15 protein-coding genes are annotated in these 18,694 nt (G+C 63.3%); 6 read left to right on the forward strand and 9 right to left on the reverse strand.

Annotated elements, in window-relative coordinates; translation table 11 throughout:
* Entirely contained in the window at positions 1-918 is a 918-nt protein-coding gene (locus SA496_RS13385) for a LysR family transcriptional regulator (protein ID WP_120655182.1), read from the reverse strand.
* An 89-nt stretch (positions 919-1,007) separates the two neighbouring features.
* Here SA496_RS13385 and SA496_RS13390 point away from each other — a divergent pair, with 89 nt between their 5' ends.
* Together SA496_RS13390 and SA496_RS13395 are read left to right on the forward strand one after the other, a co-directional pair.
* The gene (locus SA496_RS13390; RefSeq protein WP_280359532.1) at positions 1,008-1,493 is read left to right on the forward strand and encodes a GNAT family N-acetyltransferase; all 486 of its coding nucleotides are present in this window, start codon (positions 1,008-1,010) and stop codon (positions 1,491-1,493) included.
* 162 nt (positions 1,494-1,655) lie between these two features.
* The gene (locus SA496_RS13395) at positions 1,656-2,606 is read left to right on the forward strand and encodes a phospholipase D family protein (RefSeq protein WP_120650787.1); all 951 of its coding nucleotides are present in this window, start codon (positions 1,656-1,658) and stop codon (positions 2,604-2,606) included.
* 224 nt (positions 2,607-2,830) lie between these two features.
* Here the strand turns inward: SA496_RS13395 and SA496_RS13400 are convergent, their stop codons facing one another.
* On the reverse strand, positions 2,831-3,130 hold the full coding sequence (locus SA496_RS13400; protein WP_120650786.1) for a cell division protein ZapA: 300 nt from the start codon (positions 3,128-3,130) through the stop codon (positions 2,831-2,833).
* A complete protein-coding gene (locus tag SA496_RS13405) occupies positions 3,127-3,357 on the reverse strand; it encodes a hypothetical protein (protein WP_120650785.1) in 231 nt (76 codons plus the stop codon). The genes SA496_RS13400 and SA496_RS13405 overlap by 4 nt, the downstream gene beginning before the upstream one ends.
* 227 nt (positions 3,358-3,584) lie before the next feature.
* On the opposite strand from SA496_RS13405, the gene SA496_RS13410 reads away from it, so the two are divergent.
* On the forward strand, positions 3,585-5,948 hold the full coding sequence (locus SA496_RS13410) for a DNA polymerase II (protein ID WP_120655181.1): 2,364 nt from the start codon (positions 3,585-3,587) through the stop codon (positions 5,946-5,948).
* 102 nt (positions 5,949-6,050) lie between these two features.
* Here the strand turns inward: SA496_RS13410 and SA496_RS13415 are convergent, their stop codons facing one another.
* From SA496_RS13415 to SA496_RS13440, 6 genes are all read right to left on the reverse strand, one after another.
* Complete coding sequence (locus tag SA496_RS13415) at positions 6,051-6,683, reverse strand: response regulator (protein WP_120650782.1); 633 nt, start codon at positions 6,681-6,683, stop codon at positions 6,051-6,053.
* A gap of 34 nt (positions 6,684-6,717) precedes the next feature.
* Entirely contained in the window at positions 6,718-8,064 is a 1,347-nt protein-coding gene (locus SA496_RS13420; protein WP_330115557.1) for a cache domain-containing protein, read from the reverse strand.
* Between the two features lie 126 nt (positions 8,065-8,190).
* Positions 8,191-9,165: a GTPase gene (gene yjiA / locus SA496_RS13425; protein ID WP_120650778.1), complete on the reverse strand. Its 975-nt coding sequence runs from the start codon at positions 9,163-9,165 to the stop codon at positions 8,191-8,193.
* A 163-nt stretch (positions 9,166-9,328) separates the two neighbouring features.
* Positions 9,329-9,532: a YbdD/YjiX family protein gene (locus SA496_RS13430; RefSeq protein ID WP_120650776.1), complete on the reverse strand. Its 204-nt coding sequence runs from the start codon at positions 9,530-9,532 to the stop codon at positions 9,329-9,331.
* Positions 9,533-9,545: 13 nt separating this feature from the next.
* Positions 9,546-11,603, reverse strand: coding sequence for a carbon starvation CstA family protein (locus SA496_RS13435; protein ID WP_120650775.1), 2,058 nt, complete (start codon positions 11,601-11,603; stop codon positions 9,546-9,548).
* Between the two features lie 459 nt (positions 11,604-12,062).
* On the reverse strand, positions 12,063-12,680 hold the full coding sequence (locus SA496_RS13440; RefSeq protein WP_330115558.1) for a LysE family translocator: 618 nt from the start codon (positions 12,678-12,680) through the stop codon (positions 12,063-12,065).
* A 28-nt stretch (positions 12,681-12,708) separates the two neighbouring features.
* On the opposite strand from SA496_RS13440, the gene SA496_RS13445 reads away from it, so the two are divergent.
* The 3 genes from SA496_RS13445 to SA496_RS13455 all read left to right on the forward strand — a co-directional run bounded on the left by SA496_RS13445 (position 12,709) and on the right by SA496_RS13455 (position 17,497).
* A complete protein-coding gene (locus SA496_RS13445; protein ID WP_330115559.1) occupies positions 12,709-13,338 on the forward strand; it encodes a hypothetical protein in 630 nt (209 codons plus the stop codon).
* 866 nt (positions 13,339-14,204) lie between these two features.
* On the forward strand, positions 14,205-16,106 hold the full coding sequence (locus SA496_RS13450; protein ID WP_330115560.1) for a DUF1302 domain-containing protein: 1,902 nt from the start codon (positions 14,205-14,207) through the stop codon (positions 16,104-16,106).
* Between the two features lie 20 nt (positions 16,107-16,126).
* Positions 16,127-17,497: a DUF1329 domain-containing protein gene (locus SA496_RS13455; protein ID WP_120650765.1), complete on the forward strand. Its 1,371-nt coding sequence runs from the start codon at positions 16,127-16,129 to the stop codon at positions 17,495-17,497.
* Positions 17,498-18,694: the final 1,197 nt, after the last annotated feature.

Genomic DNA, 18,694 nt, shown 5'->3' on the forward strand with positions numbered 1-18,694 from the left:
TTAGCGGACCCTCAGAGAGCGCAACTGCTCCAGCATCCAGGCGTGGGCATCACTGCGCGCGTACTTGGCGTGGCTGTAGAGCCGCAGCGCATAGGGCGGGATCTCGAAAGGCGCCGGAAAGAGTTCGACACCGGCCACCTGCTGCAGCGTACGCGCGGCATGGCCGGGCACTGTCATGAGCAGGTCGGTGCTGCCGACGATGAACGGCGCTGCCATCACGGTAGGCAGTTGCACCGCCACTTCTCGCTGCAACCCCATCCCCTCCAGAACATGGTCGATAGCGCCGCTGGATTCGTTCCAGGGCGTTACCACGACGTGGCGCTCCGCCAGGTAGCCAGCGACATCGAGGGTGCCGCGCACCCGTGGGTGGGCGCGCCGGGCGATGACCAGGTAGCGGTCGCTCAGCCAGTCCAGCACTTCCACCCCGCCAGGCAACTGATCCCGCCCTTCGCTGTAGCCGAGGGCGAAATCGATGCGGCCGCTGGCCAGGTCTTCGATGGACACCTTGCGCTCGGACTGCACCAGGCGCACACGTATTCCCGGTGCGACCACCTGCAAACGCTGCATCAAGGAGGGCAGCAAGGCGAAAGCGGTGTAGTCGGTGGCGGCGAACGTGAACGTGCGTTGGCTGCTGGCCGGGTCGAAGGGTTCCCACTGTCCCAGCCCCTCGGCGAGGGTCTTCAGGGCGCCGCTCACGGATTCCGCCAGCAGCTCGGCGCGGTGAGTCGGGTGCATGCGGTTGCCCTGGCGAATGAACAGCTCGTCGTTCAGCGCCTCGCGCAACCGGCCCAGGGCATGGCTGAAGGCCGAAGCACTGATGGCCAGCTCGGCGGCGGCGGAGGTGACGCTGCGATGGCGATAGAGGGCGTCGAAGGCCAGGAGCAGGTTGAGGTCGAGACGGCGCAGAGCGGAATGCATGATATTCACTTTCCAATGATACAAATGCACTTCATGCACTCTATCAAAGGCTCTAGCATGGCGGCATCACTTACCCGTGGAGACTCCCCGTGACCATCGAAATCCGCCCCGCCAGGCCTGAAGACGCCCAACAGATCCTGGATTTCATCATCGAACTGGCGGTTTACGAACGGGCCGGCAACGAGGTCATCGCCAATGTCGAAGACATCCGCCGCACCCTGTTCGCCGACAACGCGCCGTCCCGCGCGCTGATGTGCCTGAAAGACGGCCAGCCGATCGGCTATGCCGTGTACTTCTACAGCTACTCCACCTGGCTAGGCCGCAATGGCATCTACCTGGAAGATCTCTACATCACGCCAGATCAGCGCGGCATTGGCGCAGGCCGCCGTTTGCTGCGGGAAATCGCCCGCGAAGCCCGCGCCAACGACTGCGGTCGCCTGGAATGGAGCGTGCTGGACTGGAACCAACCCGCCATCGACTTCTACCACTCCATCGGCGCCCGGCCCCAGAACGAATGGGTGCGCTATCGCCTGGACGGCGACGCCCTGCGCGAGTTCGCCGAAAGCAACGGTTGAGACCAGGAACTCCAGCATCCGCAGCTTCTTGCCTGGTGTTTTGGACGACTCAACGTGCGTCCGAGACGATCAGCGGGTCCGCGAAGCATTTCGGACTCTGGTTTATGGCATTGCCTGTGCGAAAATGGCTGAATTGCTGAAACAGATGTCGCTGGAGACTGTATGGAAATTCTGGATTACGAAGACAGCCTTGAAACCTATCTGGGCGAACTGAGCGGAAAGAAGATCACGATAGTTTCTGCCTTCGCCAGCGGCACTGAGCCCCTGATCGACCAATTGATCGAGAATGGCAACCAGCTGGATATTCTGGTTGGCACCATCAACTCGCTGACCGCCCCCGATTTCATCGAACACTGCCTCAACGAGTCCAATCCTGATCTGGCCCTGACGGTGGACTTCCGCTACCAGGCGAGCGTGAACTGGAAGCTCTACCTGATCGAGCCGGATGTCGTCATCGTCGGCAGCGCCAACCTCACCCAGGTCGGCGTCAGCCTTGTGCGCGATACCTGCACCGTCATCACCGACGCCGCCCTGTACGACGCCTACCTGGCACGCGTCCAGGCGATCAAGGGCATCGAAGGCGTAATGGCCTGCAACCACGCCCAGGCCTTTGAAGATGCGCTGGACGTTTACAAGCAGAACCATCGCCGTATGCAGGCGGGTCTGGCGCGTACCGCCGAATACCTGGACAGCGAAGGCTGGCTGGGCGATGACACCAACCAGAGCATCCCGTTGTTCATCTGGTACAGCGACCATTCGAAGCAGTCCGAAGACGAAGCCCGCGATCACCTGAAATCCAGCAGTGATGGCGTGGCCTGGGACGATGTCCGCGAGTTCTTCACCTACGAGTGCGCCGAGGGCGCCCTGCCCTACGAGGAAGGCGACGTTGTGCTGACTGCCCGTTGCAACGGGTCGCACATCGGCTTCTACACCTTCGACCGCATCCTCTATCGCGAAGGCACCTATTACATCTACGCCTATCGCAAGAAACGCTACACCCAGCCGTTCAAGCTCGATGGCGACAAGGAACTGCTCAAGGAAGCGATTCCGGTGTGGTACGAAGATGGCCGCACCGAGATCAACCGCGCCGATATTTTCCGCGTCATCGGTTGACCCCGTGCCGAGGGGACGGCTTGGCCGTCCTTTCGCCAATGAATTCGTCCCCACAAAATGGCCAATCCCCGGCACAGCACTTGTGGGGGCGATTTCCATCGCCAAGCGTACCGCAGGTTCGCTCTTAGTTCCTCGTGGAGCGTTTACCTTGTAGGAGCGAATTCATTCGCGATTGAAATCGCTCCCACTACGACCTAGCAGGATAAGTGGCACCTGCGGACAACTCAGGAACCGACGCTGTCCAGCTGCGCGCGAATTCGCCGGTTCAGCCTGGCCAGGCGCTGACTGACGTCCGCCGCATCGTGGGGGGTGTCGGCGGCGTTCAGCTGGCGTGCGCAAAGGTTGAGCGCAGAAAGCACCACCAGTTCATTGGCGGTGACGTAGGGGAATTTCTTTTTGTTGGAGGCGATCTCCGCCTGCAGCATTGCTGCCGCGTCCTGCAGCACCTGCTCTTCGCCGGCCGGCGCCTTGATGTTGTACTCGCGCCCCAGGATGCGCAGCACGCGGACGCTGTCGGTACTCATGCGCTGGCGCGGCTCTCGCTGACGCGGCGGACCAGGGCCTGCAGGCGTTCGGCGGCGGCGTTGCTCTTCTCTTCCTGCTCCATCATCGACAGTTGCAGGCTGTCGTTTTCTTCGCGGGCCTTGCGCAGCTCGGCGCGAATACGTGCGTTATCGTCGGCGATGGCCTGGTTCTGCTGCAGCAGTTCGGTCACGAGCTGTTCGAGTTGTACGAGGGTATTGTCCAGCATGGGGTCGTCTCCCGGACGGGTGAAAAAGGCCGGGGAGCATAAAGAAAAGCCCCCTCTCTGGCCAGGAAAAATCAGGTTCTTCAGACAGGGCGTATGCTGTCAATTCAATGGCTTAGCTAAATTTCTTCATGTCGAACAGAAATTATCAGCCGCGCCTCGCCCGGCGCGCGCGCCGGAACGATGACGAGTAGAATCCCGCGGTGAAGAAAGGTTCCGAGGTAGCGGTGGTGGAATTACAGCAAGGGTTCGTCCTGACCCGGCACTGGCGGGACACGCCGGAGGGCACGGAAGTCGAATTCTGGCTGGCCACCGATGCTGGCCCGCGACAGGTGCGCCTGCCGGTTCAGACCTCCGTTGCGTTCATTCCCGCCGTGCAACGCGAGCGCGCCGAATCGGTATTGGCCGGCGAGCGCGACGTGGAGCTGCGCGACCTTGCCCTCTGCGACTTCCAGCATCGGCCGGTGCTAGGGCTCTACTGCAACCAGCATCGCCAGTTGATGCGCCTGGACAAGGCCCTGCGCAAGGCCGGCGTGGATGTCTTCGAAGCGGATATCCGCCCGCCGGAACGCTACCTGATGGAGCGCTTCATTACCGCGCCCGTGCGCTTTGGCGGCACCCCGGACGCCAACGGCGTGCTGCTGGATGCCCAGCTCAAACCAGAGCCCGACTACCGCCCGAAGCTCAGGCTGGTGTCGCTGGATATCGAGACGACCGAGCGCGGCGAACTCTATTCCATCGCCCTGGAAGGCTGCGGCCAACGCCAGGTGTACATGCTCGGCCCGGCCAATGGCGATGCCAGCGAGGTCGACTTCCAGCTCGACTACCGGGACAGCCGCGCCGCGCTGCTGGAGGCGCTGAACCAATGGCTCGCTGAACACGACCCGGATGCAATCATCGGCTGGAACCTGGTGCAGTTCGACCTGCGCGTGCTGCAGGCCCACGCCGAGAAACTCAAGGTACCGCTGCTCCTGGGACGAGGCGGCGATCCCATGGGCTGGCGCGAGCACGGCAGCGGCAACAACCACTTCTTCGCCGAGGCCACCGGACGGCTGATCATCGATGGCATCGAAGCCCTGCGCTCAGCAACCTGGAGTTTCCCCTCCTTCAGCCTGGAAAGTGTGGCCCAGGCACTGCTTGGCGAAGGCAAGGCGATCGACACGCCCTACCAGCGCATGGACGAGATCAACCGCATGTTCGCCGAGGACAAACCCGCCCTGGCGCGCTACAACCTCAAGGATTGCGAGCTGGTCACCCGCATCTTCGAGAAAACCGAACTGCTCCACTTCCTCCTGGAGCGGGCCACGGTCACGGGCCTGGCCACCGACCGCAGCGGCGGATCGGTAGCGGCTTTCACCCACCTCTACATGCCGCTGATGCATCGCCAGGGCTTCGTCGCACCCAATCTTGGCGAGAAGAAACCCGAAGCGAGCCCGGGCGGTTTCGTGATGAACTCGCGACCCGGTCTCTACGAGTCGGTCCTGGTGCTGGACTACAAGAGCCTCTACCCGTCGATCATCCGCAGCTTCCTGATCGACCCGGTGGGCCTGATAGAGGGCCTCAGGCAACCGGATGACGAGCACTCCGTTCCCGGCTTTCGCGGGGGACGCTTCTCCCGCACGCGGCACAGCCTGCCCGCCATCGTGGCGAGAGTCTGGCAGAGCCGCGATGAGGCCAAGCGCGACGGCAACAAGGCGTTGTCCCAGGCGCTGAAGATCATCATGAATGCCTTCTACGGTGTGCTCGGGTCCAGTGGCTGCCGATTCTTCGATCCGCGCCTGGCGTCCTCTATCACCATGCGTGGCCACGAGATCATGCGTCGCACCCGCGAGCTGATCGAAGCCCAGGGCTACAGCGTGATCTATGGCGATACCGACTCCACCTTCGTCTGGCTCAAGCGTCTCCACGAGGAAAGCGAAGCCGCGCACATCGGCCGCAGCCTGGTACAGCAGGTCAACCAATGGTGGCGCGAGCACCTGCAACAGGAATACGGACTGGAGAGCGCCCTGGAGCTACAGTTCGAAACCCACTACCAGCGCTTCCTGATGCCCACCATCCGTGGCGCAGAGGAAGGCAGCAAGAAGCGCTACGCCGGCCTGGTGAAGCGTGCCGACGGCAGCCAGGAAATGGTCTTCAAGGGCCTGGAAACAGTTCGCACCGATTGGTCGCCACTGGCCCAGCAGTTCCAGCAGGAGCTCTACCAGCGCATCTTCAACCGTCAGTCGTATAGGGATTACGTGCGCGACTACGTTCAACGGACCCTGGCCGGTGAGCTGGACGAGCAGCTGGTCTATCGCAAGCGCTTGCGCCGCCAACTCAACGACTACACCCGCAACGTACCACCCCACGTCCGCGCAGCGCGCATGGCCGACGACTTCAACGACAGCCTGGGCCGCCCGCGCCAGTACCAGAACGGCGGCTGGATCAGTTACCTGATCACGGTCAACGGCCCCGAACCGTTGGAGACGCGCCGCTCGGCCATCGACTACGACCACTATCTGACCCGACAGCTGCAACCCATTGCGGACGCAATCCTGCCCTTCGTGGGGGATGATTTCGCGTCACTGATCGACAAGCAGATGGCGCTGTTCTAGACCGGTCCTGCCGTAGGTTGGGCAGAGGAACGAAGCCCAACGCTCCAGGCTCGGCATCGCTGCGCTGGGCCTCGCAGCGCGAGGCGCCAACCTGCGGCTTCCTCAGATCGAGATCAGCCCATGCTCCAGGGCGTACTTGACCAGCGCCGCAGGGGTATCGATGTTCAGCTTGCGGCGAATGCTGAGGCGGTAGGTTTCCACTGTGCGCACGCTGATATCCAGCTCGCGCGCTACTTCCTTGTTGTTCAACCCCTTGGCGAGCATCGACAAGACCTGCAACTCCCGCGGGGTCAGTTCGTTCTCGTCGCGGACGTTGGTGGCCAGCTTGCGGGCGATTTCCGGGCTGTAGAAGCTGCCGCCGGCGACGATGGCCTCGATGGCGGCAATCAGCTCGGTGGAGGGAGCATTCTTCAGCACATAGCCGAAGGCACCAGCGTTGATGGAGGTGCGCACGTACTCCTGATTGTCGTACATGCTGAGGATCAGGATCTTGATGCCCGGATACAGGCTGCACAGCCTGCGGGTCAGCTCCAGGCCGTTCATGTCCTTCAGGCCGACGTCCACCAGCAGCAGGTCCAGCTCGGTGTTGGCCACCAGCTCCAGCGCCTCGGCACCGGACTCGGCCTGGGCCACCACCTCGAAGTGCGGCATTGCCGAGAGCAGGGATTTCACGCCATCGCGGACCAGCACGTGGTCGTCGATCAGGGCGATTCTGATGGGGTTGGGAAAGCTCATGACGGCCTCTTGGTTCGCTTGGAAGTCGAGCCGATCAAGCTCTCTGCACGGGTATCTCGACCTGAAGCTCCGTTCGGCCGTGAGAAGAGGAGATGGTGAATGCCCCGCGATGATGATCGACCCGTTCCCTGATGTTCCTCAGGCCAATACCGTGACTCCTGTCCACCAGCCCGGTGTCGAATCCCACGCCGTTGTCTTCGACCCGCAGGACGATGGCGCCCTGGCTGGCGGCGAGCGAGATTATAGCGGCGCTGGCCCTGGAGTGGCGCTCGATGTTGCCCAGGGCTTCCTGGATGATGCGGAACAGCGTGACGCGGACGTCCATGCCGAGGCTGGCATCGTCAAGGCCGCGCTCGTACTGGGTACGAATGCCGGTGCGCTGCTCGAATTCGTGAATCAGTTGGTCGATGGCCGGCGACAGGCCGAGGGTATCCAGCAATGACGGCCGCAGGTCGTGGGAGATGCGGCGGATCTCGCCGATGGCCTCGCCGAGGCGCGCCGTGCCCGCACGCAGGTTCTCCAGTCCCCTCTCCCGCCCGTTCTCCAACTCCAGGCCGGCCAGCTCGAACTGGAACTTGATCGACACCAGTTGCTGGCTGATACCATCGTGCAACTCACGGGATACCCGTGAGCGCTCCTCTTCCTGCAGGTGGACGATGCGCTGGTTGAGGGCCGACAGCTTGCGGTCGGCCAAGCGGTGCTCGGTGAAGTTCAGCATTAGGCCGCCGGTGAACACCACAAGTATCGCGATCAGCGAGAACGAAGCGATGGCCAGCACCGTCGTCAGCACCCCCGTGGCCACTTCCTGCCGTGATTTGAGCGTGGCCACTTCCACGTCGTCGATGTAGATGCCGGTGCCCAGCATCCAGCCCCAGCGGTCGAGCATCACCACATAGGAAAGCTTCTCAGTCACCTGGCGGGTGGAGGGCTTTTCCCAGGCGTAGAGCTGGTAGCCATCGCCGCGCTCGGCACTGTCGAGCAGCGCCTGGATCACCGGCAGGCCGTTCTTGTCCTTCATGCCGATGAGTTCCTTGCCCACCAGGTTCGCCTGACGGGGATGCATCAGGTTCTTGCCATGCCGGTCGTAGACAAAGAAATAGCCGTCCAGCCCGAAACTCGCCCGCGCCAGCATGCGCAGCGCCTGCTGCCGCGCCTCCTCGTCGTCGCGGCCGCTCTCATACAGGGGCGCGATCAGGCTCAGGGCCAGCTCCAGGTAATTCTTCAGCTCGGCCTTCTTGGCCGCCATGATGCTGCTCTCCACCAGCTTGGCCTGCTCTTCCTCCAGCTTCTGGCTCTGGGCGAACACCAGGACGCAGATGAACAGTACCGACACGATGAGCGGCAGGACACTGAGCGTCACGATCTTGTACTTGAGCTGCATGTCACTCACTTCTCGTAGGGTGGAAGTCGCTTTTCACTTCCACCACAGGTACCTGGGCGACGCCGATGGTGGATCGATGAAGCGTGACCCAACCGTGGGAACGAATTCATTCGCGATGCGCCGACCTCACACTTGCGAGGCTTCGAACCCGGCGCGAATCTTCTCTTCCGGCAACTGGTCGCCAATGAAAACCATCACGCTTTCGCGCGCCTCGCCTTCCTGCCACTCGGTGTCCCAATCGAAGCCGTAGAGCCGCAGTACGCCCTGGAACACCAGTCGGCGAGGCTCACCCTCGACGCAGAGCACGCCCTTGTAGCGCAGCATGGAATTGCCGTGTTCCTCCAGCAGCGCTTCCATGAAGGCGCTTAGCCGGTCCATATCCAGCGGCCGCTCGCTTTTCAGCACCAGGGTGCCGATGCGATCGGGGGTGCCGGCCGGACTCAGGGGGCGCAGGGTCAGCGCCGGGCCGACATCGGCATTGAGGTTGAAGCCGCGCACGTCGAGCAACTCGGCGAGATCGATGCGGCCATGGTCCACCACGCGGATCGGGGCACGGCGGTTGATGCGTGAGAGGCGCTGGCAGAGCACGTCGAAGTGGCCTTCATCCACCAGGTCACGCTTGCTCACCAGGATCCGGTCGGCAAAGCCGACCTGGGCCTGGGCGATGGTTTCCTGCAAGTGGCGCTCGGCATTCACCGCGTCCACCAGGGTGATGATGCCGTCCAGTACGTAGCGCTCGCAGAGCTCTTCATCGGCGAAGAAGGTCTGCGCTACCGGCGCCGGGTCGGCCAGGCCGGTGCACTCGATTACCAGACGGTCGAAGGCCAACTCGCCAGCATCCAGGCGCTCCAGCAGGAGGAAAAGCGCTTTCTCCAGCTCGACATGAATGGAGCAGCAGACGCAGCCGTTGGCCAGGGTCATCACCTGCACCGGCTCTTCACCGAGCAGTTGGCCGTCGATGGGCGTCTCGCTGAACTCGTTCTCGATCACGGCGATCTTCAGGCCGTGCTCGGCCTTGAGTATGTGTTTCAGCAGAGTGGTCTTGCCGGCACCGAGAAAACCACTGAGCACGGTGACGGGAATGGGGAGATGGGCAGACATCGGGGCAATCCTCGAAATCAGGTTTCAACCCGCAGGAGCGAGCTTGCTCGCGAACAGTTCTTCGCGAGCAAGCTCGCTCCTACAAAAAATTGGGCTCCGGGGGGGATGACCGGAAACAAGAGCGCCACGACAGGCGTGGCGCTCAGGTTACCGCATCAGGCGTTCAACAGCAGCGTATGGGCCGTCCCTTGCCACCGCCGTAGCGGGCGTCCTGCCGCTCGCGGAAGAACTCCTCGTAACTCATCACCGGCTTGTCCGGGTGCTTGTTCTGCATGTGCTCGACATAGTTGTCGTAGTCCGGCATGCCCACGAGCATGCGCGCGGCCTGCCCGAGGTACTTACCCATGCGGCCGAGGTCATTGAACATGCTCGCGGTCTCCTCAAGCGTCCGGAATCGGCTGGAACGGCGCTTCCTTGTCGGTGCGCTCGGACTTCATCCAGGCACTGCGTCCCACCTTGATGGCGTAGAACAGGATGCTCAGCACCACGAAGAGGAACAGCACGGTCAGGGTCGAGTTGGTGTAGGCGTTGAAGATCACGTGCTGCATCTGGCCCATATCCTTGGCCGGTGCCAGGATCTGGCCGGCACTCGCGGCATCGCTGTACTTCTTGGCCAGGGCCAGGAAGCCGACGGCCGGGTTCGGGTCGAGCAGCTTGATCAGGCCTGCGGTGGTGGTGCAGATCAGCAGCCACACGGCCGGTACCAGGGTGACCCAGACATAGCGCTGGCGCTTCATCTTGATCAGCACCACGCAGCCCAGCATCAGGGCGATACCCGCCAGCATCTGGTTGGAGATACCGAACAGCGGCCACAGGGTGTTGATACCGCCCAGCGGGTCGACCACGCCCTGGTACAACAACCAGCCCCACAGGGCCACGCAACCGGCGGTGGCAATGACGTTGGCGGTCCAGGACTCGGTTTTCTTCAGGGCCGGGACGAAGTTGCCCAGCAGGTCCTGCAGCATGAAGCGCCCGGCACGGGTACCGGCGTCCACGGCGGTGAGGATGAACAGCGCCTCGAAGAGAATCGCGAAGTGGTACCAGAAGGCCATGGTGTTCTCACCCGGCAGCACCTGGTGAAGGATCTGCGCAATACCCACGGCCAGGGTCGGCGCACCGCCGGCACGGGCCAGGATGCTGTGCTCGCCGATATCGGTCGCCGTCTGCTGGAGCACTTCCGGCGTGATGGCGAAGCCCCAGCTGGTGACGGTGGCGGCGACGGCGTTGACGTCGGTGCCGACCAGCGCGGCAGGGCTGTTCATGGCGAAGTACACACCCGGCTCGATCACCGAGGCGGCGACCATGGCCATGATGGCAACGAAGGACTCCATCAGCATGCCGCCGTAACCGATATAGCGGGCGTGGGTTTCGTTGGCCAGCAGCTTGGGCGTGGTACCGGAGCTGATCAGCGCGTGGAAGCCGGATACCGCACCACAGGCGATGGTGATGAACAGGAAGGGGAACAGGGTGCCCTTCCACACCGGTCCGGTGCCGTCGACGAACTGGGTCAGGGCCGGCATTTTCAGCTCGGGGGCGATGACCAGGATGCCAATGGCCAGGCCGACGATGGTGCCGATCTTGAGGAAGGTCGACAGATAGTCACGCGGAGCGAGGATCAGCCAAACCGGCAGCACGGCGGCCACGAAGCCATAGCCGATCAGCATCCAGGTGATCTGCACGCCGGTGAAGGTGAAGGCCGGACCCCAGACCGGGTCGGCGGCCACTATGCCGCCAAGCCAGATGGAGGCCAGCAGCAGCACCACGCCGATAAGGGAAATCTCGCCGATGCGGCCCGGACGGATGTAGCGCATGTAGACGCCCATGAACACCGCGATCGGGATAGTCGCCATCACGGTGAACATGCCCCACGGGCTTTCGGCCAGGGCTTTCACCACGATCAGAGCCAGCACCGCGAGGATGATGATCATGATCAGGAAGCAGCCGAACAGGGCGATGGTGCCCGGAATCCGCCCCATCTCTTCGCGGACCATGTCCCCGAGGGAACGGCCGTTACGGCGGGTGGAGAGGAACAGCACCATGAAGTCCTGCACGGCACCGGCCAGGACCACGCCGGCGATCAGCCAGAGCGTGCCGGGCAGGTAGCCCATCTGCGCGGCGAGTACCGGACCGACCAGCGGACCAGCGCCGGCAATGGCAGCGAAGTGGTGACCGAAGAGGATGTGCTTGTTGGTCGGAACGTAGTCCAGACCATCGTTGTTGAGCACTGCAGGTGTTGCGCGGGAGGCGTCCAGCTGCATCACCTTGTTGGCGATGAACAGGCTGTAGTAGCGGTAGGCAATCAGGTAGATCGCAGTTGCAGCAGTAACGATCCAGAGGGCGTTGATGGCTTCGCCCCGACGCAGTGCCACGGTACCCAGCGCGAATGCGCCAAGCAGGGCAACGGCGAACCAGGCGATTCGGGTAGCCAGTTGAGTCATTGAATTGTCTCCTGCCGCTGGGGGTCACCTGCGGCGGCTTTTGTTGTTGTTTATGCCCGGATAGGGGCAGCGGACACTATCGGCGCCTTGAGCCCGCGGAGACATTCGCACAACTACGAAGCACGACTACGTAATACTACGTAGCCAGCATGCCCCTTCTCAGGGCACTCGACTTTCCTGTGGAGGTGATTTCAATCGCCATGTCTGCGTCAGCTGTTGCGAGAGATTCACCATTGGGCCAAGAACCTTGTAGGAGCTGGCTTGCCAGCGAAACGGGGCCATTCGCTGGCAAGCCAGCTCCTACGGGTAATGCAGCTGCTTGCAACACGTAATGCAGAGAGAGCCATTTCAATCGCCAAGCGGACCGCAGGTTCGCCCTTCGGCCGCATCGACACACGCTCTGATGGGTATCGCTCCGCTCCACCGCATCCTACGGAACTGCACGTCTCGCCCTGGTGCTCAGCGACTGAGCAGCAACCGTCCGCCCAAGCCCAGCAGGAACACGCCCATCAGAGTCTCGAACACCGCCTTGAAGCGCATGAAGCCGCTGCGTACTGCGGGGCTGGAGAAGAGCAGTGCCATGCTGCAGTACCACAGGCCGGAGAATCCGGCGGCGATGACGACGATGGCTGCATGGAACCAGACCGGCGCTTGGACCGGGACCATCACGGCGAAAATGCTGCCGTAGAAGGCCAGCGCCTTGGGGTTGGTCATGCTGACCAGGTAACCCTTGCGGGCGGCAGCGAAAACGCCGGACTCGAGGGCCTCAGGCGTGGGAACCGGGGGCTTGCGCGCCCCGAGGATCATCCGGCCGCCGAGCCAGATCAGGTAGGCGGCACCGGCCAGCTTGATGCCGAGATAAAGCCACTCCACCTGTGACACGATCAGCCCCAACCCGGCGACAGCCAGCAGCGCCCAGGTGGCGGAGGCAGCTGCCAGGCCAAGCCCGGTGGCCACACCGGCACGGCGCGAGCTGAGGGTCGCGGTGGAAGTGACAATGGCGAAGTTGGGACCGGGGCTGACGACGCTCAGCACCAGGACGCCGGAAATGGCCAGCAATGCTGCGAGGTAGTCCAAGGCAGACTCCTGTCGGATCGGTCGGGAAATGTGGGCCAGTATATCCGTGCTGCCGCCGACGGCGAAGGATGCCTGCCGAGACGCCCTCTCCCGCCAGGGAGAGGGCTATGAGCGTGGAGCCTCTGGGCGTCAAAGGAATGGGGAGGTCGTCGTTCATGTCATCCGGCAGGTTGTTTCTCACCCGCGGAATGCCTGCCGCGAACCAGCTGGAGTTGGCGGCATTGCGGATCAGCAGCACCGGGCTGTCGCAGGGATTCGGTGGGACGGGATCGAAGACGTCGTTGATCACGAAATCACCATCCTCGGTCAGGGGGACGCCGACCAGGTCGGTGCTGCTTTCAATGAAGGGCGCGACGCCGCCGCAGAACAGGGTAGCGAACACCGATTGTCCAGTGGCCCTGCCGATGTTGTTGCCACCGCCCAGGATCAGCCCCCGCCCTTCGGCCCGGAATGCTCCCGTGATGCTGACCCTGGCCTCGAAGGTGCGAATAACCCAGATCTGCCCGGCGGGCTGCACACCGCGCACCAGGTTGCGATTGACGACCGTGGCAATGTTTTCAGTGCCCTGACCGCTGGAAACCGGCAGCACGCCGATACCACCCCTGAAGCGCAACAGGTCGTCCTCAGCGAGGGCCGTGGAGGCCAATGCGCCGGCTAGCAGCAGCACTGGAATGGCGAGTGCAATTGTTCTTTTCATTTCTGTACCTCCTGTCAGGCATCTGCCCTGGACATGGCAGGTGGCCGCTGAGCGGAGAAAGGAGGCGGGTCGGCAAGCCCTATCGCGAGGGCAGTGACCGGGCGGCAGGTGAGGTGCCGCCGGATGGATGGGTCGCTGGATTGGCGCTGGCCGTGCAGGATCGCCGTGCGAACCGCCCTTCTCCTCCGGTGGTATGTGGGCCCAAGGCCCCAACCGTCCGTCAGAGTTGGCACGAGCGCGAATAGCAAGATGGCGGGGGTGCTGAACTCTGGAAGTACTGCACCGGCGATTATAAGCCCGTGCCGTTGTGTCCCTCGCCCGTCCGTCCCCTGCCCTCCTCCAGGCCGTACCCCTCGTCGGGGATTCCCTGCGCCTCGCCGGCGGCCACCTCGGCACCCAGCAACGTCATCAGGAACAACCAGAGACAGGCACCGGCCAATGGCCAGCGGTTATTCCGGCGAAGCCGCCGGCCATACAGGACAGACGATCGACTGCTCATAGGCACTGCTCCCGGCCAACGGCCCCGGGGGTCGTCGATCACCCCGTGGCGACGACATTGGTCTTACAGGAAGGTTATGCGCCGCCACGTAGAAGCCCAGGCCTTCCATCGGACGATAACCGCCCTTCAGCCCCCGGATGCGCAACCTGCGGCATGCGCGCCTTCGGTGCCGCCCCACCAGGACGAGATGCCACCCCGCATCCTGCACCTGCCGCGCCGGAGTCGTGTCACTACAAAGTATGACTTTGAATATCACTACTTCGTCCGTTACCCGCCTTGGGAGGATTCATTAACGTTCGGCCGCCAACAGAACAATAAGGGTGGCCCCATGACTACAAGAACAAGGCACGCAGACTTCAGACCCCACGCACTGGCAGCCGCCATCGCCCTGGGTCTTTCCGCCACAGCCCAGGCGGTGACCTTCAATATCGGGGAGATCGAAGGGCAGTTCGATTCATCCCTCTCGGTAGGTGCCAGTTGGTCCATGCGCAGCGCCGACCCGGACCTCATCGGCGCCAACAGCGGCGGCGACGGTCTGGCGCATACCTCCGACGACGCGCACCTGAACTTCAAGAAGGGGGAGACCTTCTCGAAGATCTTCAAGGGGATCCATGACCTCGAACTCAAGTACGGCGACACGGGCGTCTTCCTGCGCGGCAAGTACTGGTACGACTTCGAGCTGAAGGACGAGCAGCGTCCGTTCAAGGACATCGACGACAGCGGCCGCAAGGAAGGCGCCAAGTCCGCCGGCGCCCAGCTGCTGGATGCCTTCATCCACCACAACTACACCTTTGCCGAGATGCCGGGCAGCGTGCGCCTGGGCAAACAGGTGGTGAGCTGGGGCGAGAGCACCTTCATCCAGAACGGCATCAACACCGTGAACCCCATCGATGTGTCGGCATTCCGCCGTCCCGGGGCCGAGATCAAGGAAGGCCTGATCCCGGTGAACATGTTCTACGTGTCCCAGAGCCTGACCGACAATCTGTCGGCCGAAGCCTTCTACCAGTTGGAGTGGGACCAAACCGTCGTCGACAACTGCGGCACCTTCTTCTCTCAACCGGACGTGGTCGCCGACGGCTGCGACGGCAACCTGGCGGTGCTGACCCCGGCCCTGGCGCCCTTTGGCCGCGCCTTCGGCTACCAGACCACCGGCGAAGGCGTGATCGTGCCCCGTGGCCCTGACCGCGATGCCCGTGACGATGGCCAGTGGGGCCTGGCGATCCGCTATATGTTCGAGCCGCTGGACACCGAGTTCGGCGCCTACTTCATGAACTACCACTCCCGAGCGCCGATCTTCAGCGTCCAGGCTGCGAACCAGGCCACCTACCGTGAATCCCTCGGCGTTCTCGCCGGCACCTCGACACCGGTGGTGCCGGGCGCGGCTCGACAGGGCGTGGCCATCGCCAACGTCGCCGGCGGTAGCAACTACTTCATCGAGTACCCTGAAGACATCCGCCTGTACGGCCTGAGCTTCTCTACCACCCTGCCCACCGGCACGGCCTGGAGCGGCGAGGTCAGCTACCGACCCAATGCTCCGGTGCAGTTGAACACCACCGACCTGCTCTACGGCGGCGTGCGCGGACTGGCGCAGTTCGGCGGCCCGTTCGCGGCGTTCTCCAATTTCTCGATCCTCGGTGGTAATCCGGCGTCCATTCCGGGCAGCACGCTCAACGGCTACGACCGAAAGGAAATCACCCAGCTGCAGACCACATTCGTGCACTTCTTCGACCAGGTGATGGGCGCCGAGCGACTGACCATGGTCGGCGAAGTGGGCGTGACCCATGTGGGCGGCCTGGAAAGCACCAACCAGGCGCGTTATGGCCGCGACCCGGTGTACGGCCCCGGCGCCCTGCCGAACAACACCTGCCGCGCGATCAACGCCGGCACCGTCGGCCCCAATGGCGAAAACGTCAGCAAGTACTGCAACGACGACGGCTTCACCACCAGCACCTCCTGGGGTTACCGAGTCCGCGCAGTGTGGGACTACAACGACGTGTTCGCCGGGGTGAACCTCAAGCCGAGCATCGCCTGGTCCCATGACGTCGACGGCTATTCCCCCGGTCCCGGCGGCAACTTCGAGGAAGGCCGCAAGGCCGTCAGCCTCGGCCTGGATGCCGACTACCAGAACACCTACACCGCCAGCCTGTCGTACACCGACTTCTTCGGTGGCGATTTCAACACCTCGATCGACCGCGACTTCCTCGCATTCAGCGTCGGCGTGAACTTCTGAGAGCCCCGGAGGCGATCCCCATGAAAAACAAAAAGCGCATCCTGCAATCGGGCGTACTGGCACTTTCCCTGCTGGCCGCCAGCGTGATGGCTGCGGCTCCGGCCGACCAGGTGGCCACACTCGGAACCAGTCTGACGCCCATCGGCGCGGAAAAGACCGGCAACGCCGACGGCAGCATCCCCGCATGGACTGGCGGCCTGCCCACCAGCGCCGGCGAGCCAGACGCCAAGGGCTTCCTTGCCGACCCCTTCGCGGGTGAGCAGCCGCTGTTCACCATCACCGCGGCCAATGCCCAGCAGTACAAGGACAAACTAACCCCGGGTCAGCTGGCGATGCTCCAGCGCTACCCGGACACCTACAAGATCCCGGTCTACAAGACCCACCGCACGGCAGCCCTGCCTGACGAGCTCTATGCAGCCATCCGCACCAGCGCGGAAAGGACCGAAAGTCTGGATGGCGGTAATGGCCTGAAGAATTTCGAAAGCCGCTACTACGCCTTCCCGATTCCCCAGTCCGGTGTCGAAGTGGTCTGGAACCACACCACCCGTTATCGCGGCGGCAACATCCACCGCTACATGACCCGCGTGCAGCCGCAGGCCAACGGCGCCTTCAACATGGTCCACTTCGAGGACGAGGTGTCCTACCCGGCCAACCTGCCGGACCTCGACAAGGCCAAGGCAGAGAACGTGCTCTTCTACTTCATCCAGCGGGTAACCGGTCCGGCTCGCCTGGCGGGCAACGTGCTGCTGGTCCACGAGACCATCGACCAGGTCAAGGAACCGCGCATGGCCTGGCTCTACAACGCCGGCCAGCGCCGCGTACGCCGCGCCCCGCAGGTGGCCTACGACGGCCCGGCCACCGCCGCCGATGGCCTGGCCACCTCCGACAACTACGACATGTTCAACGGCTCGCCGGACCGCTACGACTGGAAACTGGTCGGCAAAAAGGAGCTGTACATCCCCTACAACAGCTACAAGCTGGATGATCCGAAGCTCAAGTACAGCGACATCATCAAGGCCGGCCACATCAACCAGGACCTGACCCGCTACGAGCTTCACCGCGTGTGGCACGTCGTGGCCACGCTGAAGCCGGGCGAACGGCACATCTATGCCAAGCGCGACATGTACTTCGACGAAGACACCTGGCAGCTCGCCGAGGTCGACCACTACGACGGCCGTGGCCAGCTCTGGCGCGTGGGTGAAGGCCATGCCCAGCAGTACTACAACCACAAGGTGCCGGGTTACACCGCCGAATCCCTGTACGACCTGATCTCCGGTCGCTACTCGGTATTGGGCCTGAAGAACGAGGAAAAACAGAGCTTCGTCTTCGGCGCCACAGCCTCGGCCGCCGACTACACCCCGGCTGCCCTGCGCCAGACTGGCGTGCGCTGAGAAATCAGCCGGCGCACTGTTGTGTCATCGATGTACTCCTGTGTTCGGCGGCCCCCAGGGGCCGCCTTTTTTGCGTACTGCGTTTTCCTCTGCAAGGATGAATTCACCCTGCGTGACGTCTTCGAGCGCCTCAATGCCGTCCAAACACCCACTGCGATTGCCACCCGGTCATCTGCCCCGCCCACGCCTACATGAGGCCCTGCTTCAGGGCGACTGCCGCCTGCGCCTGCTCTGCTCCCCCGCCGGTTACGGCAAGAGCGTGCTGCTGGCCGAATGCCTCCAGCAAATCCCGGAAGGCACCCGCGTGGCCTACCTCGACCTGCGCGGCGAAACGCTGTCGCCGAACGACTTCACCCGGCGCCTGACCGAGTCCCTGGGCTGCGAAACCTCCGACTTCGCCACCCTGCGCCAGTTGCTGGCGCGCGAACAGCAGCCCTTGTGGCTGGTGCTGGATGACTACTCGCGCTTCCCAGCAGTAGAACTCGACCGCTTGCTCAACGAACTGATCCAGTCAGCTTCGCGACAAGTGCAATGGTGGATCTCCAGCCGCCGCCGGCCGCAGCTTCAGCTGGCGCGCATGCTGCTCGATGGCGACCTTTTCGAACTGGGCAGCAACGAACTGGCGTTCACCGCAGCGGAAACTGCCCAACTGCTCCAGCACGCTGACCAGGGCGCCTCCTGGTCGGCCGCCCAGGACCTGCAACAGGAAATGCGCGGCTGGTGTGCCGGCACCCTGCTACGGATGCTTGGTCTCAAGGCTGGCACCCAGCAGGCCGCGGAGCTGTATCGCTCGCTGTTGCAGGACTACCTGCGCCACGAGCTGCTCGATGCCCTGCCACCCGAATGGCAGCAGGCGCTATTCACCCTGGCCCACTTCCCGCGCTTTGACCTCGAGCTGTGCGAGCACCTGCTCGGCACGGGCGAAGGTGGCCACCTGTTGTCGCAGTTGCGTGAGTGCGGCCTGTTCATCGAAGCGCTTGGCGACGACGAACATGCCCTGTGCATCCTGCCGGCCATCGCGCCCCTGCTGGCAGCCCAGCTGCCCTCAGGCATGAGCCGAACCCTCTATCGCCGCGCATGCCAGTGGTACATGAGCCAGGACCAGATTCGCCCGGCGCTGGAATATGCCCTCAAGGCCGAGCAACCGGAAGTGGCTGCCAGCCTGATGCAGCACTACACCCGTGACCGCCTGTTGCA

The sequence above is a fragment of the Pseudomonas sp. JS3066 genome (assembly GCF_036328175.1).
Lineage (GTDB): Bacteria > Pseudomonadota > Gammaproteobacteria > Pseudomonadales > Pseudomonadaceae > Metapseudomonas.